The 24,772-nt window shown below is 51.1% G+C and carries 27 protein-coding genes; 15 read left to right on the top strand and 12 right to left on the bottom strand.

All coding sequences use genetic code 11. The features are described 5' to 3' along the window. Positions 1–212 precede the first annotated feature (212 nt). Together OSC37_RS13285 and OSC37_RS13280 are read right to left on the bottom strand one after the other, a co-directional pair. Positions 213–758 carry a hypothetical protein gene (locus tag OSC37_RS13285; protein WP_267161922.1) on the bottom strand — a complete coding sequence of 182 codons (546 nt, stop codon included), beginning with the start codon at positions 756–758 and terminating at the stop codon, positions 213–215. Between the two features lie 262 nt (positions 759–1,020). Continuing rightward, complete coding sequence (locus OSC37_RS13280; protein ID WP_267161921.1) at positions 1,021–1,479, bottom strand: hypothetical protein; 459 nt, start codon at positions 1,477–1,479, stop codon at positions 1,021–1,023. 129 nt (positions 1,480–1,608) lie between these two features. Between OSC37_RS13280 and OSC37_RS13275 the strand changes: the two genes are divergently transcribed. The 3 genes from OSC37_RS13275 to OSC37_RS13265 all read left to right on the top strand — a co-directional run bounded on the left by OSC37_RS13275 (position 1,609) and on the right by OSC37_RS13265 (position 3,283). Beyond that, positions 1,609–1,830: a DeoR family transcriptional regulator gene (locus OSC37_RS13275; protein WP_267161920.1), complete on the top strand. Its 222-nt coding sequence runs from the start codon at positions 1,609–1,611 to the stop codon at positions 1,828–1,830. Positions 1,831–1,909: 79 nt separating this feature from the next. Beyond that, positions 1,910–2,443 (top strand): hypothetical protein, encoded by a 534-nt coding sequence (locus OSC37_RS13270; protein ID WP_267161919.1) that lies wholly within the window; start codon positions 1,910–1,912, stop codon positions 2,441–2,443. A gap of 270 nt (positions 2,444–2,713) precedes the next feature. Then, positions 2,714–3,283, top strand: coding sequence for a hypothetical protein (locus OSC37_RS13265; protein ID WP_267161918.1), 570 nt, complete (start codon positions 2,714–2,716; stop codon positions 3,281–3,283). Between the two features lie 117 nt (positions 3,284–3,400). On the opposite strand, the gene OSC37_RS13260 is transcribed toward OSC37_RS13265, so the two are convergent. Beyond that, positions 3,401–4,003, bottom strand: a complete 603-nt coding sequence (locus OSC37_RS13260) for a hypothetical protein (RefSeq protein ID WP_267161917.1) — start codon at positions 4,001–4,003, stop codon at positions 3,401–3,403. Positions 4,004–4,294: 291 nt separating this feature from the next. On the opposite strand from OSC37_RS13260, the gene OSC37_RS13255 reads away from it, so the two are divergent. The 5 genes from OSC37_RS13255 to OSC37_RS13235 all read left to right on the top strand — a co-directional run bounded on the left by OSC37_RS13255 (position 4,295) and on the right by OSC37_RS13235 (position 11,056). Next, positions 4,295–4,942, top strand: coding sequence for a recombinase family protein (locus OSC37_RS13255; RefSeq protein WP_267161916.1), 648 nt, complete (start codon positions 4,295–4,297; stop codon positions 4,940–4,942). A 63-nt stretch (positions 4,943–5,005) separates the two neighbouring features. Then, entirely contained in the window at positions 5,006–5,722 is a 717-nt protein-coding gene (locus tag OSC37_RS13250) for a hypothetical protein (protein WP_267161915.1), read from the top strand. A gap of 188 nt (positions 5,723–5,910) precedes the next feature. Beyond that, positions 5,911–6,126 carry a hypothetical protein gene (locus OSC37_RS13245; RefSeq protein ID WP_267161914.1) on the top strand — a complete coding sequence of 72 codons (216 nt, stop codon included), beginning with the start codon at positions 5,911–5,913 and terminating at the stop codon, positions 6,124–6,126. A 703-nt stretch (positions 6,127–6,829) separates the two neighbouring features. Next, positions 6,830–10,297, top strand: coding sequence for an Eco57I restriction-modification methylase domain-containing protein (locus tag OSC37_RS13240; RefSeq protein ID WP_267161913.1), 3,468 nt, complete (start codon positions 6,830–6,832; stop codon positions 10,295–10,297). Positions 10,298–10,744: 447 nt separating this feature from the next. Continuing rightward, on the top strand, positions 10,745–11,056 hold the full coding sequence (locus tag OSC37_RS13235; protein WP_267161912.1) for a winged helix-turn-helix domain-containing protein: 312 nt from the start codon (positions 10,745–10,747) through the stop codon (positions 11,054–11,056). A 76-nt stretch (positions 11,057–11,132) separates the two neighbouring features. On the opposite strand, the gene OSC37_RS13230 is transcribed toward OSC37_RS13235, so the two are convergent. After that, positions 11,133–11,411: a hypothetical protein gene (locus OSC37_RS13230; RefSeq protein ID WP_267161911.1), complete on the bottom strand. Its 279-nt coding sequence runs from the start codon at positions 11,409–11,411 to the stop codon at positions 11,133–11,135. 367 nt (positions 11,412–11,778) lie between these two features. On the opposite strand from OSC37_RS13230, the gene OSC37_RS13225 reads away from it, so the two are divergent. The 4 genes from OSC37_RS13225 (at position 11,779) to OSC37_RS13210 (ending at position 13,677) form a co-directional block, all read left to right on the top strand. Continuing rightward, positions 11,779–12,168, top strand: a complete 390-nt coding sequence (locus OSC37_RS13225; protein ID WP_267161910.1) for a hypothetical protein — start codon at positions 11,779–11,781, stop codon at positions 12,166–12,168. Continuing rightward, positions 12,169–12,435: a hypothetical protein gene (locus OSC37_RS13220; RefSeq protein WP_267161909.1), complete on the top strand. Its 267-nt coding sequence runs from the start codon at positions 12,169–12,171 to the stop codon at positions 12,433–12,435. A gap of 91 nt (positions 12,436–12,526) precedes the next feature. Beyond that, positions 12,527–13,366, top strand: a complete 840-nt coding sequence (locus tag OSC37_RS13215; RefSeq protein ID WP_267161908.1) for a hypothetical protein — start codon at positions 12,527–12,529, stop codon at positions 13,364–13,366. Between the two features lie 140 nt (positions 13,367–13,506). Further along, entirely contained in the window at positions 13,507–13,677 is a 171-nt protein-coding gene (locus tag OSC37_RS13210; RefSeq protein WP_267161907.1) for a hypothetical protein, read from the top strand. On the opposite strand, the gene OSC37_RS13205 is transcribed toward OSC37_RS13210, so the two are convergent. From OSC37_RS13205 to OSC37_RS13180, 6 genes are all read right to left on the bottom strand, one after another. Further along, positions 13,672–14,955: a tyrosine-type recombinase/integrase gene (locus OSC37_RS13205; protein ID WP_267161906.1), complete on the bottom strand. Its 1,284-nt coding sequence runs from the start codon at positions 14,953–14,955 to the stop codon at positions 13,672–13,674. The two genes, OSC37_RS13210 and OSC37_RS13205, sit on opposite strands and share 6 nt — an antisense overlap. Before the next feature lie 119 nt (positions 14,956–15,074). Beyond that, positions 15,075–16,091 (bottom strand): ArsA family ATPase, encoded by a 1,017-nt coding sequence (locus tag OSC37_RS13200; protein ID WP_267161905.1) that lies wholly within the window; start codon positions 16,089–16,091, stop codon positions 15,075–15,077. A 61-nt stretch (positions 16,092–16,152) separates the two neighbouring features. Further along, a complete protein-coding gene (locus tag OSC37_RS13195; protein WP_267161904.1) occupies positions 16,153–18,198 on the bottom strand; it encodes a hypothetical protein in 2,046 nt (681 codons plus the stop codon). 232 nt (positions 18,199–18,430) lie between these two features. Beyond that, positions 18,431–18,709 carry a hypothetical protein gene (locus OSC37_RS13190; protein WP_267161903.1) on the bottom strand — a complete coding sequence of 93 codons (279 nt, stop codon included), beginning with the start codon at positions 18,707–18,709 and terminating at the stop codon, positions 18,431–18,433. Between the two features lie 38 nt (positions 18,710–18,747). After that, the gene (locus OSC37_RS13185) at positions 18,748–19,038 is read right to left on the bottom strand and encodes a DUF7565 family protein (protein ID WP_267161902.1); all 291 of its coding nucleotides are present in this window, start codon (positions 19,036–19,038) and stop codon (positions 18,748–18,750) included. A 51-nt stretch (positions 19,039–19,089) separates the two neighbouring features. Then, positions 19,090–19,551, bottom strand: coding sequence for a DUF302 domain-containing protein (locus tag OSC37_RS13180; protein WP_267161901.1), 462 nt, complete (start codon positions 19,549–19,551; stop codon positions 19,090–19,092). Between the two features lie 147 nt (positions 19,552–19,698). Here OSC37_RS13180 and OSC37_RS13175 point away from each other — a divergent pair, with 147 nt between their 5' ends. Then, positions 19,699–20,787: an ATP-binding protein gene (locus OSC37_RS13175; RefSeq protein ID WP_267161900.1), complete on the top strand. Its 1,089-nt coding sequence runs from the start codon at positions 19,699–19,701 to the stop codon at positions 20,785–20,787. A gap of 7 nt (positions 20,788–20,794) precedes the next feature. Here the strand turns inward: OSC37_RS13175 and OSC37_RS13170 are convergent, their stop codons facing one another. Next, positions 20,795–21,100, bottom strand: a complete 306-nt coding sequence (locus OSC37_RS13170) for a DUF5789 family protein (RefSeq protein ID WP_267161899.1) — start codon at positions 21,098–21,100, stop codon at positions 20,795–20,797. Positions 21,101–21,226: 126 nt separating this feature from the next. On the opposite strand from OSC37_RS13170, the gene OSC37_RS13165 reads away from it, so the two are divergent. Next, on the top strand, positions 21,227–22,096 hold the full coding sequence (locus tag OSC37_RS13165; protein ID WP_267161898.1) for a cell division protein CdpA domain-containing protein: 870 nt from the start codon (positions 21,227–21,229) through the stop codon (positions 22,094–22,096). A 305-nt stretch (positions 22,097–22,401) separates the two neighbouring features. Then, positions 22,402–24,057: a thermosome subunit beta gene (gene thsB, locus OSC37_RS13160; protein ID WP_368409466.1), complete on the top strand. Its 1,656-nt coding sequence runs from the start codon at positions 22,402–22,404 to the stop codon at positions 24,055–24,057. Positions 24,058–24,146: 89 nt separating this feature from the next. Here the strand turns inward: thsB and OSC37_RS13155 are convergent, their stop codons facing one another. Further along, positions 24,147–24,770 (bottom strand): peptide-methionine (S)-S-oxide reductase MsrA, encoded by a 624-nt coding sequence (locus tag OSC37_RS13155; RefSeq protein WP_267161897.1) that lies wholly within the window; start codon positions 24,768–24,770, stop codon positions 24,147–24,149. Positions 24,771–24,772: the final 2 nt, after the last annotated feature.

Below are 24,772 nucleotides of genomic sequence, written 5' to 3'. Positions count from 1 at the left end.
TTCTGATCCTTTAATATAATATGTCCAGATGTCACTGTTCTCATCAATACTTTCAACCCACGCTTTGAGTTCATCTATAGTGGGAAATTCAATTTTGGCTTGGTTTCGATAGAGTTCAGTGATGTAATCTAAATCACCCTGTTCGACTGATTCAGTGAAACGAACTTTATGAGCCATATTGAACTATACTTTAACACTTTACTTGTATCTGATTAATCATTACTATCAAAATGCTTGTCTACTATGTTTTGTAGTCCATCAGGAGGGGTTTGCTCCTGTTCTTCCGCGAGTTTCAATTGTTCTTCTCCTAAATTGTCCCAGACGGAGGTGGACACATACTCTTCTATTAATTCCCGTGACGAAATATCGTTGGGAAACGTCTGCAGGGAGTCAATGAAATCATGCAAATGCTCCTTTCCGATGAGTACACAACCAATAGTAGCAAAATATTCATCCCAATTCTTATTCCCAGGATGGTATTTTTGTGGTACAACGACAGCCCCAGGAATATCCGCATATCGAAAATCAGCCATCTGTGCAAAGGCAAGTTTGTATTGGGTCTCTGCATCAGAATTTGAGCCGATATATTTGACTTCAAGGTAGGATACTGGATCTTCATTTTCAAAAAGAACTCCATCGACACGCCATCTCGTTCCTGACTCACCAATGACTTTCCGTTGAGCGTTGTATGTTAGTCCACTATCGTCTCGGACGGTGTGTTTGATTTCGCGCTCGAATTTCTTCCATTCTGGTGTCATTGGTGCGTTGTAACAAGCATTGTTACAAAGTATTTTCTTCAACCTGCTTATTAAAGATATAATATCAACATATGAGACTGGAAAAGAAACGATTGTTTAAGCTGGTATGTTAGACGATGATCGGAGTGGACCGTTTGAAGAGAAGTATTCGGATTGAACTATTCCTTCAGGAGACGTTTGAGTTTCTTTTCATTCATGGCTCTACTTGATCTGGGTTGTGGTTGTTTCGAACTTATCCTTCATTTCCTCTGGAAGATCAGATTCAAAGTCCGTCATTGCTAACCACCCCACCACGATAGAGGAGACAAAATTCTTCGACTTCCGGATCATCGAAATCCCACTGCTGTTTGCTAAGCATCGAATTAATGCCCTCCCCGTCAGGCTCCTCTAATTCACGCCTCAGTTGTTTTTCGTAGATTGACCTTCCGAGTCGAATCACTTCCCGCATCATTTTGAGAGCGGGAAGCTTGTCTTCCTGGTTGAATCGAAACGTAACGTCTTGACCGGTTTCGTTCCCTTGGTTGGTCCGATAGACTGACGAGCTGATGTCTACTTTTTCGTGGCTGAGGTGATCAATACTGTCGTGCAATTGCGATTGTAAGTCATCGTCCAATGCCGGACACACCCTAATTTCGACTTCAAACGTATCGCCGTCTTTGTCAACAGTGGTGTTTATTTTTTGTTGCGTGTCGGGAACGATATGCGTGATCTGTTTTTTCATGGCATCACCTCAGCCCATCATCACTTCCCACGCTCATAGTTCTTGCTCTAACAAACACTGCTACAACGTGCGTTTTGCACCCATAAAATCTGCATAATTCCCATCAGAAACAATGATTTCTCAAGGTAGATGGTTGAAGAGGACAGTGGTCCGTTTGAGCAGAAACACTCTGACGAGGAACTCCTCCAGTATATCGAGGAAGGTGAAGTAGTCACTACAAAGGAAGTTGCAGAACACTTCGAGTACCATCTCCAAACTGCTCGGAGACGACTGAAATCTCTTGAACGGGAAGGAAGATTACATAAGAAAGATGTCGGGAAACGGTTTGTATGGTGGCTCCCTCGTAAGTAGCTCTCATGTAGCTCTGAGATAGACTATTATCATATTTTAATAACTTTATTTATTAATCACGGGGCAACAATCGAGGGGTATGGATGACACTACCGGTACGGATCACTCAGCTCACTGTTTTCATCGCCCCAGATTTGCAGATGAGCACTATCTCTTTCCGGTCCGGTTTCCGCCACCCGTCCGTGAAACACAGTCAGCCTCCGTGATGATTGAGTACTTAGACGATGGGGAACTAATCATTGCAGCACGGCGTCTTCCTGGAGTATACTCGTATTTTGTGAATTATCCGGATGTAGTTGCTGAAGATGAGAAACTAAAAGCCGAGCACGAGAATACGAGGGAGAGGGTGGAAACTGCCTTAGAGATGTTAGACGCGTTCAATCCGCAAACATACACGCTTGAAACTGCGTCTGGAAATAAACTTCTCTCTGCTATCTGGGTGCAAGTTCCTGAGCAAATGCGTGATGATGTTCTCGTACAGATGTGGCAAATGCTTAATTATCTGCGAGAGGAGTATATTGCGTTTCTTGAGGAATGGGAACCTGAGAAAGTGTACGAGTACGTAAGAGAACATCAACTATTAGAACACGAAGTTGCGGAGATCGTTGACTAACCACGAGTGACCGGCCTACCCCCGTATCTACAAGCAACAGAAACCGGGCTAATCCGGTCGCTATGCCGGTCCGGTCCTTTTGTTGTGTCTTCCACCGGGCTTGGTTGGAGCCGGTTACGCCGCCTACAGCGGCCGTTATGCGGTTCGACCCTCCAGTTATATACCCTTCCCCCCTGCTGAGCAGCGAGACTTATGTCCCGTGGTCCGTTCGGTGGTCCTCGACCACTGTTGTCAGTCGATTGCTTGCTATCGGTTGTTGATTATACTGCTGTGCCAAGCCCAACAATTTCAGGAGGGCTTTCTGCTGACCGGACAGAGGAGTTTCGACAGGCAGCACAAGCTCATCTCCCGGTGGACTTGTTCACGACTGAACCCCATCCGATGCAACCAGATGTATTCGGAGACGTGATGATAGCTGAACTTGACACAGACCGAGTTGGGCTAAATCAGTACCTGGCGTTTGTTCGGGAGTACGCTGACCACCTGGGAACAGATAATCTCCGTGTTGTGAATACGGGGATTGATGTTCGGACTACGATGCCATCTCGTGTTCCAAGGCCGTTTACTAATGTGGATGTGCTGGTCGCTATTCTAATAGAAATACAGTTCTCGCAGAACTTCGCAGGGAGAGATATTGACCGTGTTCTGGATAGGTTGGAAAACGAGTTTGGCTGGGTCACTGATACAATGAAGGCAGATTCGACTACGGGCTTCCTCCAACATCATGGAGGACCAAATGATCTGGTAGTAGAACAGATGATTGAGTTAGTGAAGGAGCTAAGAAGGATTGGAATCGAAATGGAGCAGGTTAGTCTCACTTGCAGCTTGGTCGAAAGATGACCGACCACAATCATATTTTAGATTGTTTACTGCCAATTTATTAAAATTATAAACTTAGTGGTGGTGACACAAGTTAGCGTATACGGAATGTTATTCTGTTCCCAAGTGCTGATCTATTTAGTATCCTATTTCCTCAAGAATATCTAATCTTTTTATTGCATCCTCTACTTGTTTAGCTACACTTATCACTTCCTGTGCAGTTCGCTCATATTTACGTGGACTGAATCCGTTCTCGAAAGGATATAACAAACCTGAAATTTGTATTCCGTCCCACAACTCTTCATCCTTATTCTCTCTCGGATCGCGCATTTTTAAATCCCTAATTCGACAATCAGAATGGATAGCATAGGATTGAATGTTTTGATAAACGTCGTCTACGTCCTGCTCTTCAATATCGCTTATTCGATTGTATGAGACAATATCGTTTAGGTTTTGATCACCTATCCTATTTTCTTCAATATTATATCTCTCGATATGACCACGCAGAATCTGAGGTTCATCATCATATTTTACTCTTAAGAGCTCACTTATTCTATGATCATAACTAAGTGAAAAGTACCGACGATCTGTCGGACAATAAAGTTCCAATAATATACCATCTCGCTGAATATAGAAATTAAGACCTCCTTTTCTAGCGCCTTGTGTCTTTATTCTGTCACTTGAGCTTAGAACATACGCTAGTACCTGTCCTACAGAGTCATAATAGTCGTCAGCGCCCATTTTGTGTTTGTACTAATTGACCAATACTAAATATTTCCACTTGTTATAACAGTATGGTATTAACATTATATTGATATAATAGTAAAAGGGCTTGGCTTGCAGGGTATCATATTTTGGCCGGTCCCCTTCTATACACAACGGATAGAAAGCCGCCTAAGCGGGTGCTATCGGCTTTCTTTTGGTTCGACGTATCAACCACCAGCTTCAATTGATCACCGTCATACGGTCTATACACGGCTTTTCCGTGGCCTACCCTCCATTTATCCCCTTTTAGACCATTGATAAGCCTCGATGTCTACGGCCTGCTACGTCCGGGTTTCGACTGAAGAACAGAACCTGGATCGACAACTGGAAAGTACCCGAGAGTACGCTGAAGACCAACTCAACACACCACTATCTGACCTCCAAGTGTTCCGCGATAAATCGACTGGAACCAATACCTCGCGTTCTGGATATCGGGAGATGATGAATACAGTTGAGCAAGAGGCTGTTAGTCATGTTGTGGTTCACGAGATCTCCCGGCTTGCCCGCTCATTACAGGACCTGGAACGCACAGTATCTCGAATAACCGACAATGAGACAGCAGTCCATTTTGTCCGTGATGGTCTTTCATTCGGAGATGGAAAGGAACGACCGATGCACAGGCTTCAGATGCAGATGCTTGGTGCTTTTGCTGAATGGCAGGCTCGGGTGAAGCAAATGAATACGATGGAGGGTATCGCAGCAAGGCAGCAGGAGGGGGACTATCATCATGGAAGGCCTCCACTTGGGTTTGAGAAAGATGACGGACGGTTGATTGAGGGAGAGAACTACGACCGAGTGTGTGCTGTTCTAGATATGACACAAAAAGGAAACTTATCGAAACGGAAAGCGGCACAGGATCTTAAAACATCTCGGACGACAATAAATCGGTGTCTGGATCGCATGGAACTCTACTAGTTTTGATGTAGTTTTTATTTTTAAATATAAAAATTTATATGGAGACCTGTTTTATTAGCAAATATGTCTGAAGATGCACCGTTCATTGATTTCAGCGACACTGGGATTCGAGAGTATACAGACGATTATTATGTTGCGTGGGTTGATTTGATGGGCGTCCAGAGTATCATGTCAAGATCAATGGAGCAAACTGCAATTGATATTTTGAGTCTTCATGCCACCGCTGAACAAGCCAGAGACCCAGAGAACATCAAGCTCTACCCGTTACAGGATGGATTTTATGCAATATCGGAGTCGCAATCAGCTATAAAAGGATTCCTCGGTAATGTTTTTGAAATGTTATCTACTGAAAGTATTGAAACCTACTCTCGGTTTAAATATGTTATACGCGGTGCAATAGCTCATGGCGAACTAATCGAGGTTAGTGAATTACCTGAGGAGATCAATCCAGAATTTATAGATAGCCCATTTCCAAAAAGCGCCTTGCTGATTGGTGTGCCCGTTATCCAAGCTGTCGAATCAGAATCCGAAGCACCTCCATTTGGAATTTATGTACACGAATCTGCAAGGGGGATTTATCCGGAAGACGAGGAGTCACCGCTTGAGTTTAAATGGTGGAGGTGGTACGAACACCGGGATATAGATAGTAGAGAAATACATTCCTCACTGGAAGATTATTACAACTGGTGCAAACAGAACTCTGAAAAGATTGACTACGATATCGATGATTTAGAGCGCCACAAGCGAATGGCAAAGCAGTACCTTACCCCACCCCATTAATAAACAGTGTATCGTACGGGGGGAAGTGATACTTAAAATTCAACATATTCGTGCACGGTGAACGAAAACGGTCGATTACGTGCGGTATCGACACAAACGGCCACATACAAGACCCGGACGGTATTGCCCGCCGATAATGGGACTCAATTGATGACCTCGATGCTGCGATAGAACGAGCGATTTCCGATGTGGAACAGCCGGAAGTGCGGTCAACACTTCCTGAGGAGTCGTCGTACCGGTGTGTAATCAGCTACATCGGGGCATATGCGTACTGGGACCTCCCAACCGACGAACTCAACGTTACACAGGATATTGAAGCCGTGGAAAACAATGCTATCGAAGAGCAGGAGCTACCAGTGATTGACCGAGAAAATGACCCTCCGATCGCGTCAGTTTGGCACTGATAGCTGGTTTTCCATAGACTCCTGTCAGTGACTACTAAAAACTAAATCACTCTAAAACAAATCGTATCTCATGGACGAGTTCCCTGATGTTGAAATCCTCCAATGGGATACCGATTGCTGGAAATGCGGCAATGAAACACCCGTAGTCTGGCCGAAAGGACAGCATCTCGACAGCGAAATTGGTGAAGAGCTAAGTGAAGAGTTGGATCACGTCCAGAGAACGTACAGTAACTCTTTGGATACCGAAGTATGGGCGAATATTTGCGTACACTGCGACGCTTATCAGGGAAATCATTATGTTCGCCGAGAATCGTATGAGGTTGATCCACCTCTCGCGGAATGCCCTCACTGTGGAGATAAACACGAGTGGAGGCCAGACAGTGGAATGGGTGCGGCAGTCGGACAAGGATGGGTTAGTTGTCCAGAATACGGCGCAGATGTTCCGGTAGGAAGACCGTCTCGATAGATTAGGGAGTCTTTTATCACGATTCAGCTTGTCATAAAATCATTCACAGGCGATTTACTACAGAACAATTCTGTTGGGAAATGTTGGATTAGACATGGTTACAGGACACCGTGCAAGATGTAGAGCGTGAGTTCAGTAACCAACCGAGCCGGGATGTCGATACGCACCGCGTTATCGGAGATGTTTCGCAGAATTCGACTCCGTACATTTATACAGTGATTAGGAGTAGGGAATTCTATGTCTTCGGCGCTGGACCTTTCCGATGCGGAGAACGAACGCATCCAAGATATTCTCAACGAGTACGCGGCCATTTACCGCGAAATCGACTTTGAGGACAGGCCAGAATCCGACGTCGTTCCTCGACTCATCAACCACTTCTTCATCAACGTTCTCGGGCACGACGAGAGTGACTATGAACAGGAAAATGATTGGAACGACATTATTTTCCGGGACGACGATGGAAACGCAATCATCGTTGTCGAAGCGAAACGCCGCTCTGTTGACGTCGATGAAGGTGTTGAGCAAGGATTCAAGTACTGCGGTGAGCGCAACTACGTCGAGTACTTCGTTTCCACCAACATCGACAGGTTCCGTCTCTACAAGGCCTGCGACCCAGACGAAGAGGACGCGATAGCTCATGGTGGATTCACTGCAAAGCCGATTGCAGACATTAACTTTGAGGCGTTGGTGAACGCAGAGACAGGGCGCGCACTCACATCAGAAGTGGACATCGCGAAGTACCAGGACCTGCTTGAGCTGAACAAACTTCGGCGGGAGGAAGTGGCTGATATTTCGAAGTTCGATGAGTTCGACCTGCCACCCGGGCAGATCCAGGGTGTTTCAACGGACGAGGGGTTTGAGAACCTGCTCAACGCGTTGGAGAAGTCGATTAACGAGTACTTCATGCCGTACTCGCTCAAAAAGTTCGACGAGTTCGAAGAGAAACACCATGCGTTGAGCAAGCGCCACGAACAACTGACGGATGAGCTCGATACTGTTCGCGGTACCGATAGTGCGAACCAGGAAGAGGTCGCGGAGCTCCGGCAGCAAATTTCTGAACTTGAGGAAGACTGGGAGCCCTACCGTCGGTTCTGGGAAGACTACGAGGTTTGGAAGCAGCTCTCGAACCGTGTTGGGGAGGAAGAAGCGGAGAATAAGCGGATTTTCTGCCGTGAGTCTGTCTACACGCAAATCAATAAGATTCTCTTCATTCGAATCGCTGAGGACAAGGGTCTGCTGAATACGATGGTGTCGAACGGTGGCGTGCATCGGTACTTCGACTTCTGGAGTGATTACGCGAAGTACACTGGCCCGCAGCGAGACTACCGTGATCTGTTCGATGCCGCGTGTACTGAGGTGACGGAGATCTACGAGCACCTGTTTTCCGGGTCTATCTTCGACTGGGAACTCCGGGACGGGAGCGCACTCAACGAGATATTCCAGAAGACCTTCTGGCACCTCAACCACTACGACTTCGAGGGCGTAGACAGGGACCTTCTCGGAACGCTCTACGAGCAGCACCTCCCGAAGGAGGAGCGGCAGACCCTCGGGGAGTTCTACACGCCAACAGAAGTTGTGAACTTCATCTTGGATAGGCTGGACTACACCGCTGACAAACCTATCGAAAACAAGGATGTGCTTGACCCCGCTACTGGCTCCGGAACGTTCCTTGTGCAGGCGGCAAACCGTCTCGTTGAGCGATTAGAGACGAAGGGAGTTGAGCCGAAGGAGGCTCTGGAGATTGTGCAGAAGCGCCTTCACGGGCTGGACATCAACCCATTCGCTGTCAATATCGCTCAGATTAACCTTGTCTTCCAGATTGTTGACCTGTACCGTGACGTCAAGGAGAAACACCCGGACTACACGATTGACAACTTTAAAATCTACCAGACTGACTCGCTGAAGCGCGGGGTGGACACGAAGATCTCTGGGTTCCATTCGGACGCAATTATTCGGAAGTACCAGCAGGATAAGCAGGAAGCAGACGCCATCAAGAGCGGGAGTTACGACATCGTCGTCGGGAACCCTCCCTACGTCTACTACAACGACATCCCGAAGGGTCAGAGGGAGACCTACAATAAGGCGTTCCCCAACGCTGCGCACCGGCAGTATGATATGCTGATCCTGTTCATTGATTCCGTTCGGGACTGGCTCAAGCCCGGTGGGGAGGTTGGGTACATCACGTCGAACAAGTTCATCACCAACCAGTACGGTGAGAAACTCCGGAAGAACCTCCCACGGTATGTCTACCTCAACGAGTTCATCGACTTCGCCGACGCAGGCGTATTTGAGGACGCGGTGAATTACCCGTGCGTGTTCGTGATGCGACGAAAAACGAGCGAGAAAGAAGCGAATACGGAGGAGTATCAGTTCCCGTTCGTTGGTGTTCAGGAAGAGATGGACGAAGTCTCGGCGCTTCTCGAACACATCAAGGACCACATCGGGGCTGAGTACTCGGATGAATACATCAACGCCTTCCCTGTCTCCTCTGAGAGTCTTGAAGAGCAGTCCTGGAAGATGATCCCGAGCGAGGACAGCACGGTGTTGAGCGCTATCCAGCAGGGCTCAGGGAATCGCGAGTTCGCTGATTTGTGCGATAGAATTGAGACAGGGATGCAGCCTGGGAGACTGCCTCCGTACCTCGTAACTGATGAAGTAATTGTGGAGAAGGATCTTGAGGAGGAAATCATCTACCCTGTGTTGGAAGGGAAAGAGATTCGCCGATGGCGAGAGCCGACGCCTACCCGCAAAGTTATCTATGCGCATTCAGACCTGGATATCGACGATTATCCGAATATCAAAGAGCATCTCCGCGGGTATCGGGAAGAACTTGAGGAGCGAACCACTATCAACAATTGGTGGGAGCTTCGGAGGGGTCGCCCGGGAGCGGTTACGGATGAGAAGAAAATCATCACTCCGGATATCGCGTACTACAACAACTTCACGTTCGTCGATGGGGAGATCCACCTGCTGAACACGATCTATTACGCTGTTCCGAAGAGTGAGGACGACTACGACTTCCTCGTAGGGCTCTCGAATAGCATTGTCATGCAGTTCTACATGCGGATGGAAGCTCCGACGTACCGTGGTTCGTACCTTCGGTACTATGGGAACGTTTGGGGGTCGCTCCCGCTGCCTGACGCGGATGGCTCCGGCGTGAAGGAGGATATGGCTGAGAAGACACAGGAGATCATCAACTTCGTGAATAGTCTGGAGACTGCTGACGAGGTACTTCAGAACCCGCGGAAGGTGTACGAGAGTTTCGATGTGGAGACGCTCTCGTTGACGGAGCACCCTGCAATTAAGTCATTTAATCTCGGTGGTGTGGAGATTGAGGAGCCTGTTGTTGACGGAAACAAGATCACGTTCCAAAATCTGTCTGCGGAGATTGAATTTTTCGACGAGTACAGCGACTTTCAAGAGTTGGTGCTTGAGTTCTTGAACGTAAAGACATTCGAGGTGGCTGATGAAATCAAGAAACTCGAATTGCCAGAGGATGAGTCGGTACTTCCGGAGATTATGGAGCGGCTGCGGTTGATTCAGGGTGAGTTGGAGGATGCGGGTGCGGAGATGCGGGAGTTGCAGAAGGAACTTGATAATCTCGTTATGGACCTCTACGACTTCGATGATGAAGCACGAGAGTTGATTCGGCAGCGGACTGAGGCGCCGACGAATCCGCTGGATACGCGCATCGTGCTTGATTAGCGCTCTACATCTTGCACGCGACTCTTGACAATAATTGGACAGACTGGTTGTGTGAACCTTTTCTATGTTATACTCTATAATCTGCTATCACACAGCCAAATTAGCCGAGTTAGATGTGAAATCGGTGTTATAGAATAATTCTAAAATTCGGCTGTGGTTTTGACTGGATGTACTCATTAAGATTCCACCTATACCAGCCCGGCTTCATCAAAATGGTCACAAATAATCGAATTCCTCGCTCTACACTATTACTACTACCCCCCGCGTGGAGTTATTTTACCTACCATAGAAACGTCGCTAAGACGGGTTGAGCACAACACGACCAAGCCCATAGGAAAATCTATAGAAGCGCTATAGCGGCGTTCCAGGCCGGTTCATGGGTCGGTTATAGACCGTTCTATTGACGGCCTCCCCTCGATTTATTGCCATGTACCCCTTATCTATCCCATGTCGGATTCCGTGTTTCCAGTCTACGAGTGGGACGATCCTGATAAGTACGAACTCCTAGCATGGGTGAAAGCTTCGGAAAGACGTGTTGATATTCTCACATCACTGGCCGATGCTCCCAAGAACACAAACGATTTTGCTGACCAGTGGGGTGTAGAATTAGAGACTGTCAGATACCATCTCAACCAGCTACAACAAGGTGGTCCAGAAGGAGACGCTCCAGCGTTAGTTCAAATCCTAACACCAGATCGCCAGCAATACCGACTGTATGGGTTAACGGAAGACGGTGCTAAGGTTGCTGAAATGCTGTAGAACAGATTAGAGAAGTTGTGTACCTATAGATAGGTTTTCGTTGGGGTGTATCTATATCACCCCTACCTTCCCTAGTCTACGTTTCGTCTTGATACCGGTCCCAGTCGTCCTCGTCCAAATCAAGCCATTCCATTAGCGGCACTGGGTCATCTTCAAACAACACGTCGGCCAGCAATGGCGCGAGCTGCGCGTATAGCTCGTTGATATCCTCGACTCCTTCCCGAAGTCGGCCACCGCGTGAGATTAGTCTGTACGCTTCTTGCTGCGCCTCAGTGTCGGCATCGCTATAGAACTCGACGTATGTTTTGCTTCCCGATTCGCCATTGTCGTCTTTCCGCAGTTCGTGTATTGACATGGTTCGATTCTTGCTCGCTCGTTGCGAGCAGATGCTCTGCTCGTGGCTAGTGTAATAAAGTTGAGTGTAAAGTTTCGAGAGTGGCGAACCAGATGAAAAATGACGCAATTCCCAGGTAGTCTTGCTAGTGAAAAGACGACTATAACGACTGAACAAAATCACGAAATTCTCTAATACCGTGATTTGAAAATCATAGGATTATCCAAAGACTATTTTTTATCTTTTCGTAATTTCCATAATTGCGTGATTATCGTCGCATTATTAGACACGAGAGTTTATAATTTTTATAACTTATGGATAAGTTATATATGCGGGGGGTTCCCATGTTTTGGTAGGGAAGGGGAAACCCCACCCCGTGAATTGAATCATGACAGAACCAAATCCAAACGATGAAACGAATACGGTAGAGGTTGTTGAAGAATCAAATCCTCATCTCACAGAAGAGGTAGAATCCCTCTCAACATTCTCTGAGCAAGAGGGTCCGTTGAGCCTTCGCATTATTCCTGTTATCGAGGGTGGTCAAACGGACTGGAGAATCTTGGTTTACATGAGTGGAACACAGGGGCCAGTCTACCAGTCCAGAGATGGAATGACGGATGCAGCTGCCCAGCAGTTCGGGATTTCAGAACGTCTTCAGCAGCGGTTGAATGACGCACTGGCTTACGCAAAGCAAGAACTGGAGATTCCTGACGGACTGGGCGACCAGAAGCGAGAGAAGAGAACACTTCACGAACTGGAAGTAATGATGGAGGAATAAATGCCAGATACAGAGCAAATTCACGACTTGTTCAAGGGAGAAGATAACTTCGAGGAACTAGTCCAGGGGATGGATAATGAGCAGTCGATGGATAAACTCATATCCTCTGTTGAAACTGTTGGTAGAGAGCTGCGAGAGGAGCTGGATGAAGAAGTGATAGGTATTGATGATATCTCCATAGGCTGGATGCTAGTAACTTGGGAAGGCCATCATACTGCTGCCAGACTTGAGGGGAGATCCTTTGCAGACGCTTTAGAAGAAGCATAGGCTCACGAGCAAATCATAAAAACGGGTCAAGGACCCGGCCTACACCTGTTCCTTGGCCATTAGCCATTATAAGGGTACTCACTCCCGAATAATGGCTGAGATTGTGATCAAATCAACGATTCAGCAACAAACAATGACTGAGCTTCAAGAGGTCAAGGACGTACTTGGACCAGACGTAGCAGAGACACTTAAACAATACAATACTCCAAGATGGACTATCCAAGACGCGCTTACGGAAGAATTTACAACGAGAGAGCTAAATCCGCCGAGTGATTTAGATTTCAGTTCAGCAACACCGAATGTTCGGATTGGTAAAAGCGAGCCATTTTGGATAGTTGTCCGTCATGCAAAACATGAGTACGGAATGTCGGGAGAGACTGAGGCAATCAGAAAACTCCTTAGATTCGGGATTTCCGCAGTAGCGGTGGAATATTCAACAGAAAGATACTGGTTGGAAAAGTTAGAACAAGCTAACTCAATACTAAGTCAATATATTGAGGGTACAACGGAGCTTGCCTCATCTTTCCACCAGAGAAGTGGTCAAAATCTTGGAGGACCAAATGAAGGTAATGTTCAAAAGCGGATTCTCTGGAATCAAAAATTACTTGCTAACAAGCTCTCGGAGAAACTTGATTTAAAATATACAGAGATATTTCATCTTGCTGTATTGCTTAGTGGTCGCAGATTAGGGAGTCAAGGCGAAATCGCTGAACCAGGTCGGGACAAAATTAACAAGAAGATTGAAGAGTTTGATGTTCCGGTAGGAACACATAAACGCCGCGGATATGGAGCTATTGCTGAGGCCCTCCAAACAGAACATGCAAATGAAGTTGTACAAGAATTAAAGACAAATTGTCCGACAATTTGGGAGGAATTCATCAATTGGCATGAAACAGTAATTGAACAAATAGAAGAGTCCAAGAGTTATTGATAATATCTCGCTATCCGTAACAGTGTAACACCCCCGTATAATATGTTACAATGAAAAAAGCCCATAGGTCATCGACCCGTTTTTGTTAGTATGAGAAATGATAAGTAATAGTGAATATAATACTATGTAAGGCGATTATAATGGGTATTCAAGATTTAATATCCCAGGTCAAAAGGGTAGAAACATCCGACAGAATAGAGACAAAACCAACCGAAGACTCAGATGATGAAATCGTGAACTCGCTTGAGTTGCTGATTGAAAGAGATAATCCAATGGCCGAAGCTGCACAAAGAGCGTTGAATCGGTTATAATTCTTCCCGGAGAATTTCGACGGCCTGTTCAGGATTTGCCTTCAAAAAATCCCTGAATGTTTTCACCGCATCTGCTTCGAGGTTGTCGTCTGCTGCACGCATCCCATCTAGCGCCATCTCTTCGACTAACTCCTGTGCTGATTTCGCATCTGGAGTATAGACCGTACCACATCTGCTACAGGCTTTTGCACCGGGATCAAGTGGATTACTACATACTTCACATACCTCCGGAGTGAGCGGTGATTCATTCTCCGGTTCTCTAAGCCCCCATGCTTCTTCTGCTCGTTGAACATGGTCGTCTCCAGAGAGATGTGCATAGGTAGTTTCCATTACGTCACTTCCAGATCGATGTCCGATGAGATACTTAATGGTGTCATCAGCAAGGTCGTAATCCCTCTTTGCGATAGTCACAAAGTTATGCCGCATTGCGTGAGGATGCATCGGCTTCTTGATGCTGGTCTTCTCTTTGATTTTCTCCATCACGTTCCTGATTGTTTCCCCGGAGATTGGGGAGCTGGGATCAACTGCTGAATAGCTGGGACGTGCAGTGATTAGATAATTGTCCGGATCGCTAGTGTCCGGATGATAGTCCAACCAGTTCTGCAGTGGCCCCTTCGCTCCTAATAATGGCCGCTTTCCATTCCGTTCAGCAGCACCTTTCAATCCATCTACGTTGGAATTTAATCGATAGATCCCCTCCTGGATGTTTACATCCTTTAATCGAAGTGTCCGAATTGCTTCTCTTCGCTGCCCGGTATAGAGCAACAATTCAAAAATCGCTCTATCACGAGGGTTATCAGCCGCTTCTCGTGCTTCTTGAATCTCCTCCTTAGTTAGCATATCATTCGGATCAACAGGAGAAGCAGACTTCTTGAATACCGGGATATCGTTTGGATCAATTCCGAAATTATGGTAGTGGTAGAAATTCCGCAGGGCTACCTGATAATTCCGGATCGTACTCTTCTTTATCCCGTCGTCTTTGACATGGGGATACTCTCCGTCGTGCATTCGCTGGAGATCTTTTTTCAACTTATGAGCCGTAGTGGTCGTGAGATTGCGTTCCCTACCCATCGTCATTAGCGGCCACAACCACGTTAGCAGAGTCCCAACCTCTCGCGTTCCTTCTCCTTCCGGTGGAGAGACCATCATATTGTGGTCATCGTAGGCATCCAGCAGATCTCGAACTGCAGAAGCTGTTTGTTGGTCAATTTCGCCGTTCTCTACGTATTCGTTAAATGTTTCTCTACGCCGTTCGTACTTTTGTCGTGGGGTGGTCATTGCCCTTAACACCCACCCCACTTTTGATGCGCGTCAGTAATAAGTAGAGGGGTATAAGCCAAGGGTCGCCGGGGTATTCGACACCAACAAACAGTCAGGCATCGCCGATTTCATGTGAGTTACTCGGCCAGACAGGCCGCGACGACACGGAGGAGCTTCTCACCGCGCACCTCTTCTGCGAGCAGCGGCACCCGCCGGACATCGTGACCTCGGAAGATGTCCTGTGACCGTGCCAGGGCCTGTTGTTGGACCTCCCAGCGCTGGGCACAGAACTCGCAGTCGGTGTGGTTGGGAGCGACGAACCACTCCGGGTCGAGGTCGGCAACCTCTGTCGGGTCCTGCATGACGCGGTTGACGACGACGGTACCGACCGGAACGCCGAAGGCGTCCAGACGGTCGAGCATCCGCTCGGATTCCATGATGCTCAGTTCCTCTGGCACCATCACGAGGCGGAAATCAGTCAGCGTGGGGTCCCGCAGCAGGTCACGCAGTCGCTCGATTCGCGCCGAGAACTCTTCGATGCTGTCAATCTCTTCGTCGTCGGGCTCCTCGCCGAACATATCGAACATGCCGCTCATTCGCTCGCGGAGGGTCACCAGCTTCCCCATCATCGAGTCGAGCATCTCGGGCAGTTCGAGCAAGCGGAGCGTGTGGCCAGTCGGCGCGGTGTCGACGACGACGCGGTCGAACCGCGGGTCGTCGAGATATTCGAGCAGGAGCCGAACCGCGGCGGCCTCGTCGGCCCCGGGCATCGACCCCGCTAGCGGGTCAGCCACGTCCTCGCCGAGCATCCCGGCAAGGGGGTTACCGCCCTCCATCCCCAGGGGGCTGTCCGCGAGGGCGGCCTCGGGGTCGATTTCCGCGCCGTAGAGTGGCACCTCGTCGTGGATTCGCGCCGGCTCCTGGGGGACGTCGGTTTCCAGTGTGTCCGACAGCGAGTGTGCGGGGTCTGTCGAGACGACGAGCGTCTCGGTCCCGTCGCTCGCGCTTGCCAGTGCCGTCGCAGCGGCCATCGTCGTCTTGCCAACGCCGCCTTTCCCGCCGTAGAGGACGTACTCGGCGGCGTCGACGCTCGACGGAAGTGTCTCCGTGTCGATATCGTCGACTGTCTCGACTGGCTCGACATCTATCTCCATAGCCGGTCGGTTTCCGCTCGATGATTGTGTACCCGTCGAAAAACAGACTACCCTGAAGCTACTACTCACTCGAATCAGTACCGGACGAGCGCTGTTGTTCGATTGTCTCGAAGAGTGTATCTTTTGTTATTAGTTCATCCTCATAGACCACTGGAAGGTCAGTCAATGAAAGAAACTCTTCTAGCTCCGGCCACTCAACATTTGTAGAGAACTGTGAAGGAATGATAGAGTGGCGCTCTACTGAGTCTAAGGTTGTGTTGGAGAGTCCACCGATTTTGTAATCGGGTGTTACTGCCGCGTAGACCGTAACCTCAAGATGATACCTTTTCCCGTCTTCGGAAATCCGCTGAAGATACAACGAGTTATCATCACCCTGAATGAGGCCTGCACTGTGATTACCAACGACAGCATAATGGCCTCCGATAGGCGTAGTTTCCTGAATGATACTCAAACAAGTCCCAATCGTAGCACCTGTCTTCAATAGCTGTACAACCAGACCACTAATTTCCAAAGCGTATTTGTCAGAGATATCGCTATATGTGACAATACCACCGCTGCTACCCAACTCAACAAGCCGTTTTCCCTGTCGGAATGACTGACACGCATTTAAAAAGAACGTCGATACGTTGCTCTGTTCAATAGTTGAGACGTCTAACATTCCATCAGAACATTCGAGGCCATCAGGACTTGCATGTCCAACAAAATGGAGATAATCCGTTTTCTCTTTCAACACTTGTCGGAGCTCGTGGGTGGAAAGATGATTATATATTGATAACTCTACGGGAAAATCGTCAAGTGAGTTTATTACTTTCTTAATATCGCCGGGCTCACTTTCCATTGTTTCTTCATTACAGACTACAGAAGCATTTATCATAGATGATGAATCCCTGTTTCCATCATTTGACCCGGCTTGATCAGCAACAACTGTATGATTTTTATATCCTTCCAGTAGGAACTTTGAGGAATTGAGCGGGATTCCATTCCCTACCCAGACGGTCTGTCTGCTTTCTGCTTCAGGCACATCAACAAAATTTGCTTCGTTCTCAAAGACAAGTGACGTACTCCGTGTCTTCTGTCCACTCTGTAAAAATGCGTCAAGTACAAATTGTCGAGCTTCATCTCCTGTATAACGTGGCGGATCTGCTGGTTGAATATCTGCAAGTTCATAAACTAGGTGTGGAAGTGACTCAATCCCTGTAGTGCTCGGCTCCACAAAAGCCGTCACCGGCCAGTCAGACTTAATCTCGTCAATACATCTATGATCTACCTCGAAGTATGTTTCCATCCGTTTCGAGAGTGACTGTCCATACAACTTTGAGTAATCTAAGGAGACCTCCGAGATTTCTTCAAAATCGTGTCGCTCCTGCAGGTCAAATGGATAAAGACCCTCTGTTCTGACGAGACAGTCCAGATAGAAACAGCGGATGAGTGCTGAGTGTGCTGCGTCGGGGATATTCTCTGAATCCATGTTGTGGATGAAACCTGTGTCTGTCTCAATCGTGAATCTTTCACCTGTTTTGACGGTTGCAAGCAAATAGTAGGCAAGTGGAGCCACCGCTAAGAGTGCTGACTTCTTCGCTGGGACTGTTATTGTAATGCCTGCCTCTGGTTTTGAAAGCGACTGGGGGACTTCAAACGAATCACTTACGCGGAGACGCGGTGGGTGGCCGCGAAGTGTTGTGAAGGCACGCTCCGGAGATGTCGTCGATACCGTCGCCCCAAAGTATGAAATCGCCTCACAAAGGTCCTTAACCGAGTCACGTATTGTAATCGTCTCCTTTGGACGACACCGCCAGGCACGACTTCCCAAAATAATATGTGACGATTTCGGAACATCGATAATTACCCCCTCTGATGTATTATGATATTTGAATCGGCCATTGATACGAAGATACAGCTTAATTGGGGTATGGAACTCAAGAAAAGTTGGATCAGACTCGGAAATATAACTCTCACAATCAAGATCGAGATGAGCTCGCATACTACCATCTTCTTCCCGAACCGTAGCAGTAGAACGTGTGGGCAGACAAAGGTCCTTAGCATCAATAACAACTGAATCCGTTACCGAGCCAGGAAAGTCGTCGTAGTCTGTCGATTCTACCTCCATCGATTCGGAGCTCTTGATGCGATACTGTTGATTCGAAATTGTATCCCGAACTTCCAGAACCGTGTCCGATAGCTGCTCAAACACGAGTCCATCATTCGTCATCGAACTCTGGTATTACCTGATTCCGGAAATACCTGTCCCCGAGTTATTCATAACTAATTCTGGCGGGTGTGAGGCACTACTGTACGTCGTGTGGTATCGCTCGAAACAGCTGACAACCTTCGGGTCACTTTTATCCTCGACCGTTCGGTTGGTCGATGTCGGCGTACCGTGCCCCACCGACGACGACCGCCACAAAGAGCAAAAACAGCGAAATAAACACTCCTGCGAGGCCGAGGAGCCCGAGCGGATTCTCCTGCACCGTGTCGGCAGGGTCCGCAAGGAACGATTCGAAGCCGGCGGCGAAGCCAGCCGCGAACAGACCGTAGGATAGACCGACGGTGAGCGCCGCGAGAGCACCAACAACGGCGAGGTACACGCCGACGTACAATCGGCCGGGCGTCGCCTCCATTGGACAACGCTACTCGGCGAACCATCAAAAGCGCGGCGTCACTCGTCGAGTCGATTGACGACCTCGCGCAGGTCCGCGACTTCCTCGATTGCCTCTTTGACCTTCTCGCGGCGGCGGACCTCGGCCGCGGAGGCGTCGTAGGCACGGACGTACTCCGCCCGGGAGTGCTCGTCGAACGCGTGACGAATCGCGAAGTACCCATCGGGGATAACCGCGCCACAGACGTTGCATTTGATGCGTTCGTGCTCGGCCGCCTGGTGGACCATCAGGTCCTCGACGCGGTCGAACGTGGCGTCGTCGCCTTCGATTGCACAGTTCCAGCGCGCCATTGCTAGTGGGCTGGCGGGGGAGTGATAAAAACCTGTCTTCGCTGGGTTGCCCTATGGATCAACTGCCTCCGTGCTCAGGCGGTCGAAACACTCCGCGACGAGCTCGCCAGTCTCGGCGATGATATCGTCCCACTCCTCGTCGTCGGGTGCCATGCCGACGAGTCTGGCAATCCGCATTATCGAGACGTGATAAACTTGCTGGCGGCCTGGCTCCTGCTCCCAGATAATCATGTTACACGGGAACAGTCCGCCGATCTGTTTCGCCGAGGCTTCGAGTGCCTTGTCTGCAACGTTCGGGTTGCAGGCACCGAGCACGTAGTACGGGTCCCGGTCTGCGTCGACTTTCTCGTTGAGTAGTTCGGACGGCGAGAACTCGACGGGGACTCCGAAGCCCGTCTCCTCACAGCACTCGCGGACGAACTCGATTGCTTCTTCGTGGTCCATCGCCAGGGTGACGCGGTGTTCGCCGATGTCGTCTTCGCTTAGTGCGGTCGGGTCGATTGGGAGTGACATACTCGCCGTTGGCGTTTCTTCCTCATAAACTACTGCCACATAGACGGTAGCTCACGCTGGCTCCGGACAGACTAGCAGACACAACAGTTAACACAGTCTGTATCCTACGTAGCCTGAGCCAGTAAGCGGGAATCGGCTGTATCAACAATGTCGGAGTCTGAGAAGGTTCGGGTCGTTCACGACTACATCGACGTGGCAAACAACGAGTCACGGGTGGCCGCGGCGACGAGATATATCGCCGAAGACGGCATAATTATAATCAACGGCAAGCGACTGTCGCGCTCGGAGTATCTCACACAGATCCGAGAGAGCGACCGGACGTTTGTGCCGGCCGAGACGGCAATCGAGCAGACCGTCGTGCAGGACGACCAGGTGGTCGTTCGTGCGACGGCTACTCTCGACCAGGTCGAGCAAGCGTACGGAGTCGAACCGACCGACGGAGCGATAGAACAACAGTTCGCGGTGTTCCATCGCATCGTCGACGGCAAGATTGTCGAACTCGCGATTGTCGTCGACGAGACGTCGAAGTTCAGAGAGCTCGGACTGCTCTCGGAGGACCCGACAAAAGAGCAACTCCAAGACCAGTACTACCAGGTGCTGAATCGGGTCCTTCGCCACGACCTGCGGAACAGACTCAACGTGATACGACTGGCGGCCGACTCGCTCGCCGACGGCGACATCGGTGACCCAGCAGTGGCAGGTGTAAAGGTTCGGTCTGTCGTCGACGAACTCCTCCAGACGACAGACAAGGCCCGCGCTCTCGAACAGCTTGCCATCGACACGCCACTGGAGCCGACAACCTTCTCGATTGACTCACTTATCGACCCAATCCTCGACACCTACAACGACCGGACGGACGCGACCTGTTCGGCCAGCTATCCCGACGAGGTGCCCGTTGTCACGACGGACAAGAAACTCCTCTGGAACGCACTCAACGAGCTTCTGGAAAACGCCGTTGTCTACACCGAGGCGGACAATCCCGAGGTGACGGTCTCGGTTCGGGGCCCGTCAGCGTCGCGGGACGCCTGCGAACTCTGTGTCGAGGACAACGGCACAGAGATTCCCGAAGAAGTGCTCAAGCCGATTACCGAAAACAGCGAGACGAAGCTCCTGCACGGGAACGGTATCGGCCTCTGGATTGTCAAGTGGTGTCTCACCCGTCTCAACGGCGACCTTTCGTTCGACCAGGCCGGCGACGGAACGCGGGTCAACATGTCGTTCCCGAATCTCGAATGACCTGGTGTTACTCCTCCGAGCCGGCGGTTGCTTCGTCGTCTGCTGTCGTCGGGACCGGGCCGGTGCCGACAGCGGGCTCGACGGCCTCGTGAAAGGTCTGGCGGGTGTCGAAGTAGGTTCGGTCGACATCGTCGAGAATATCGGCCAGCGGTCGTGGGCCGTCGGGTGTCCGAATCGGTGTCTCGCCCTCTCTGTCGACGACTGTGCTCTTCTCGATGCCCCACATCAGACGCGCCGAGACGCGGGCCAGCGGTGCGCCCTCGACCGGCTCTCCCTCGCCGAGTTCGATACCGGAGTCGTCTTCTTCTGTCATGCCCCCACGTTCTTCCGCCGTCAATTTGACTGTTGTGACACGTAGCCGGCCACGACCACACCGCCGAACAACCGTCTGACGGCTGTCTGACGGGTAGTTTTGTGAGTCGTCGCCCAACGTGGATGCATGACTGACCTGTCCGAGGTGTACGAGGGTGGACGGACGGTCGTGAATCCACAGCAGCGACTGCTGGGGATGACTATCTTCGCTGTGGGTGCGGTGCTCGTCGTGGGTGCGATTCCGATAGCGACGACTGACCTGTCGTCGTGGTTCGGGCTCGACCTCTACGGGGCACGGCAGGCTGCTGGTGTGCTGGCGGGGCTGGGTGTTCCGGCGGTCTTTGTCGGTATCTTTGTCGTTCTCCCTGCAAGTAACACGACGCGTGCCGCAACCGCCATCGGCGCGAGTCTCACTGTCTTCGGTGTTGCGCTGTTCAGCTACGCCTACCCCAGCCGGTGGCTCTCGAACGACCCCCAGTTCGCGCTCGGAACAATCGCGCTCTATCTGGCCGGGGCGCTCGTGACCTTCTGGTGTCTTTTCGTCGCCGTTGCCACGTTCAAGACACGCGACGACCCCGGCGGGACCGCGCGCGTCGAAATCACAGAAGAGGGGAAAATCCGCGTTATAAATCCCTCAGACGGGGGGAAACCGTCTCTTCCCGGGTTTGGCAGCGTTGGCCTGTTTGGCAACGACCCCAACGGGACAGTCCCAACACAGACCAACGACGACTCACAGCCCACGCCGGCCGAGACGGACGATTCCGTCGTCATGGCGAAACCGACGAGTGACGGTGGTGCCGCAACCGCCGAGGACCCAGCAATCGAGGACGAGATCGCCGAATCCGCACAGACCCGCCGTCAGCCGGACACATACTGTGGCAACTGCGCCCACTTCGAGTACGTCAGCGTCGACGACGAGTACGTTCCTTACTGTGGCTACCACGAGAACGTGATGGAGGATATGGACGCCTGCTCGGAGTGGCGGTCGAATAACTGATTTTCACGCTCGCGCGCCCGAATCCAGTCGTCACGCTCCGCTGACTCGACTCCACCCCATTGAAGGGGCATACCGGAGTACACAACGACTCTCTGGACCATCGCCGGTGCTGGTACGTCGGCTAGCGACTCTTATATAAAACCAGACGGTACAGCGGACTGACGTATGCTACTGTTCATCATGAGTATCTATGTCATAGCTTCACGTACTGCGATTCCGGCGTGTGCCGGTTCTTCGGGTCTGTCGTGTTCGCCACCGCAAACACATACATTTATATAGAACCACATGCAAACTTTCAATTGATTATGAGTCAGCAGATGCAGGGTCAGCCCATGATTATTATGGGTGACGACGCGGAGCGAATGAAAGACAAGAGCGCGCAGGAACACAACATCGCGGCCGCACGGGCCGTCGCCGAGTCCGTACGGTCGACACTCGGTCCGAAAGGGATGGACAAGATGCTCGTCACCTCGCTGGGTGACATCGTCGTCACGAACGACGGCGTCACCATCCTTGAGGAGATGGACATCGACAACCCGACTGCCGAGATGATTGTCGAGGTCGCCGAGACCCAAGAAGACGAGGCAGGCGACGGCACCACGACGGCGGTCGCCATCGCGGGCGAACTCCTCAAAAACGCCGAGGAGCTTCTTGACCAGGACATCCACCCGACGGCTATCATCAAGGGCTTCAACATGGCCGCAGACCAGGCTCGCGAAGAGCTCGACGACGTGACAATCGACGTCGACCGTGACGACCGCGAGACCTTCCGCAAAATCGCACAGACCTCGATGACGGGCAAAGGTGCCGAGCAGTACAAAGAGAACCTCTCGGACCTCATCGTCGACGGTGCCGAGGCTGTCACTGTCGAGGCCGACGACGGCTCGACCATCGTCGACCTCGCCTTCCTGAAAGTCGAGACCCAGACCGGTCGCAGTGCCGGCGAGTCCGAGCTTCTGGAAGGCGCAGTCATCGACAAAGACCCCGTCCACGAGGAGATGCCGGCCGAGTCCGAAAACGCGAGCGTCCTCGTCATCGACGAGCCACTCGAACTCGATGAGGCCGAAGCTGACACGCAGGCTAGCATTACCGACCCAAGCCAGCTCCAGAACTTCATCGAGCAGGAAGAGCAGGCACTCCGCGAGAAGGTCGACCAGATTGTCGACCTCGGTGCCGACGTCGTCGTCTGTCAGAAGGGCATCGACGATATGGTCCAGCACTACCTCGCCAAGGAGGGCATCCTCGCACTCAAGCGCGTCAAGCGCTCTGACGTGGAGTTCCTCCGCGAGATTATCGGCGCAGATGTCGTCTCCAACCTCGACACCGCGACCGAGGAGTTCCTCGGCACCGGCAACATCCGCCGCGACGAGAGCGAGGAGCTGTTCTACATCGAGGGCACCGACGATGACTCCCACGGTGTCACGCTGTTGCTCCGTGGCTCGACCGAGCACGTCGTCGACGAACTCGAACGTGGCGTCGAGGACGCACTCGACGTTGTCGGGACTGCCATGAGCCGTGGTGAGGCCCTGCCCGGCGGCGGCGCACCCGAGGTCGAGGTCGCCGCACGCCTCCGCCAGTACGCCGACAGCGTCAGCGGCCGCGAACAGCTCGCCGTCGAGGCGTTCGCTGACTCCCTCGATGTCGTGCCCCGCGTTCTCGCCGAGAACGCCGGTCTCGACAGCATCGACACGCTCGTCGACCTGCGTGCTGCACACAGCGATGGTGACGGACGCGCCGGATTGAACGTCTTCAGCGGCGACATCGAGGACACCTTCGAGGCTGGCGTCGTCGAGACGCCCAGCGCCAAGAAGCAGGCGCTCACCTCCGCCAGCGAGGCCGCCAACCTCGTCCTCAAAATCGACGACATCATCCAGGCCGGCGAGTCGGACGACGACGGCCCTGCCGGCGGCATGGGTGGCGGCATGGGCGGCATGGGCGGCGGCATGGGCGGCATGATGTAAGCGCGGACCCCCTGTTACCGCTGTCTCGTCTAGATAATTTGCACTGTCTTTGTTTTTACAACTCGAACCCCAGTAGCTACAGCGCGGGATTATCGTGATTCGGATGCGAGCGGGCCACGTTCAGAGAGGAACGGCACTGTCACGTCGTGGCCGGCGACGTGTGCGTTCAGCTTGGCGGCTGCAGGGGATTCTCTGATATCAGTCTCGTCGTATCCCGCCTCCCCGAAGGGCTCGGTAATCCAGCTCTTGTCACTGAGATTGAATTTCTGGTGGTACGACTCGGCCAGATAGAATGTCTCCAACGGTTCGATTCGTGTCTCCACCTCATCGGCGGTGTACTCTTTCGTATCGAGAAATGCCGTTAGCTCCTCGCGCTGTTGTTCGCTCTCGATGAAGATGATGTTCTGGTACTGCCGTTTCCCGGTCTGATGGCGTGGGCTGTGTTCCTCGAAGACGACCGCAAGCAGGTCACGGAAAGATACTGTCTCGGGGTCGTAGTCGAGTTGGACAACCTCGGTATGGTCTCCCAGCACTCGATACGACGGGTCCGGCTTTGTCCCACCTGCGTAGCCCACTCTCGTCCGGACGACACCCTCTATCGCCCCGAACGTCGCGTCCGGACCCCAGAAACAGCCGAGTCCGAACGTCGCCGTCGTCGTCTCCGTCGGTGCCCGACCGTCGTACTCTCTGAGAACCGTAGGCGTTACTGGCATCG

Source organism: Halovenus salina (assembly GCF_026410925.1).
Classification (GTDB): Archaea; Halobacteriota; Halobacteria; order Halobacteriales; family Haloarculaceae; genus Halovenus; species Halovenus salina.
The sequence above is the reverse complement of the archived record's forward strand: the minus strand, read 5'-3'. Positions and strand labels throughout refer to the sequence as shown.

What these genes read in the sequence shown, in the direction of transcription:
- OSC37_RS13220 (WP_267161909.1), top strand. Translation starts at nt 12,169, where the DNA reads ATGCCAGATACAGAGCAAATTCACGACTTGTTCAAGGGAGAAGATAAC.
- OSC37_RS13155 (WP_267161897.1), bottom strand. Translation starts at nt 24,770, where the DNA reads ATGCCAGTAACGCCTACGGTTCTCAGAGAGTACGACGGTCGGGCACCG.
- OSC37_RS13200 (WP_267161905.1), bottom strand. Translation starts at nt 16,091, where the DNA reads ATGGAGATAGATGTCGAGCCAGTCGAGACAGTCGACGATATCGACACG.
- OSC37_RS13280 (WP_267161921.1), bottom strand. Translation starts at nt 1,479, where the DNA reads ATGAAAAAACAGATCACGCATATCGTTCCCGACACGCAACAAAAAATA.
- OSC37_RS13165 (WP_267161898.1), top strand. Translation starts at nt 21,227, where the DNA reads ATGACTGACCTGTCCGAGGTGTACGAGGGTGGACGGACGGTCGTGAAT.
- OSC37_RS13180 (WP_267161901.1), bottom strand. Translation starts at nt 19,551, where the DNA reads ATGTCACTCCCAATCGACCCGACCGCACTAAGCGAAGACGACATCGGC.
- OSC37_RS13225 (WP_267161910.1), top strand. Translation starts at nt 11,779, where the DNA reads ATGACAGAACCAAATCCAAACGATGAAACGAATACGGTAGAGGTTGTT.
- OSC37_RS13175 (WP_267161900.1), top strand. Translation starts at nt 19,699, where the DNA reads ATGTCGGAGTCTGAGAAGGTTCGGGTCGTTCACGACTACATCGACGTG.
- OSC37_RS13205 (WP_267161906.1), bottom strand. Translation starts at nt 14,955, where the DNA reads ATGACCACCCCACGACAAAAGTACGAACGGCGTAGAGAAACATTTAAC.
- OSC37_RS13260 (WP_267161917.1), bottom strand. Translation starts at nt 4,003, where the DNA reads ATGGGCGCTGACGACTATTATGACTCTGTAGGACAGGTACTAGCGTAT.
- OSC37_RS13190 (WP_267161903.1), bottom strand. Translation starts at nt 18,709, where the DNA reads ATGGAGGCGACGCCCGGCCGATTGTACGTCGGCGTGTACCTCGCCGTT.
- OSC37_RS13210 (WP_267161907.1), top strand. Translation starts at nt 13,507, where the DNA reads ATGGGTATTCAAGATTTAATATCCCAGGTCAAAAGGGTAGAAACATCC.
- thsB (WP_368409466.1), top strand. Translation starts at nt 22,402, where the DNA reads ATGAGTCAGCAGATGCAGGGTCAGCCCATGATTATTATGGGTGACGAC.
- OSC37_RS13270 (WP_267161919.1), top strand. Translation starts at nt 1,910, where the DNA reads ATGGATGACACTACCGGTACGGATCACTCAGCTCACTGTTTTCATCGC.
- OSC37_RS13250 (WP_267161915.1), top strand. Translation starts at nt 5,006, where the DNA reads ATGTCTGAAGATGCACCGTTCATTGATTTCAGCGACACTGGGATTCGA.
- OSC37_RS13170 (WP_267161899.1), bottom strand. Translation starts at nt 21,100, where the DNA reads ATGACAGAAGAAGACGACTCCGGTATCGAACTCGGCGAGGGAGAGCCG.
- OSC37_RS13185 (WP_267161902.1), bottom strand. Translation starts at nt 19,038, where the DNA reads ATGGCGCGCTGGAACTGTGCAATCGAAGGCGACGACGCCACGTTCGAC.
- OSC37_RS13240 (WP_267161913.1), top strand. Translation starts at nt 6,830, where the DNA reads ATGTCTTCGGCGCTGGACCTTTCCGATGCGGAGAACGAACGCATCCAA.
- OSC37_RS13230 (WP_267161911.1), bottom strand. Translation starts at nt 11,411, where the DNA reads ATGTCAATACACGAACTGCGGAAAGACGACAATGGCGAATCGGGAAGC.
- OSC37_RS13275 (WP_267161920.1), top strand. Translation starts at nt 1,609, where the DNA reads ATGGTTGAAGAGGACAGTGGTCCGTTTGAGCAGAAACACTCTGACGAG.
- OSC37_RS13255 (WP_267161916.1), top strand. Translation starts at nt 4,295, where the DNA reads ATGTCTACGGCCTGCTACGTCCGGGTTTCGACTGAAGAACAGAACCTG.
- OSC37_RS13215 (WP_267161908.1), top strand. Translation starts at nt 12,527, where the DNA reads ATGGCTGAGATTGTGATCAAATCAACGATTCAGCAACAAACAATGACT.
- OSC37_RS13235 (WP_267161912.1), top strand. Translation starts at nt 10,745, where the DNA reads ATGTCGGATTCCGTGTTTCCAGTCTACGAGTGGGACGATCCTGATAAG.
- OSC37_RS13195 (WP_267161904.1), bottom strand. Translation starts at nt 18,198, where the DNA reads ATGGAGGTAGAATCGACAGACTACGACGACTTTCCTGGCTCGGTAACG.
- OSC37_RS13285 (WP_267161922.1), bottom strand. Translation starts at nt 758, where the DNA reads ATGACACCAGAATGGAAGAAATTCGAGCGCGAAATCAAACACACCGTC.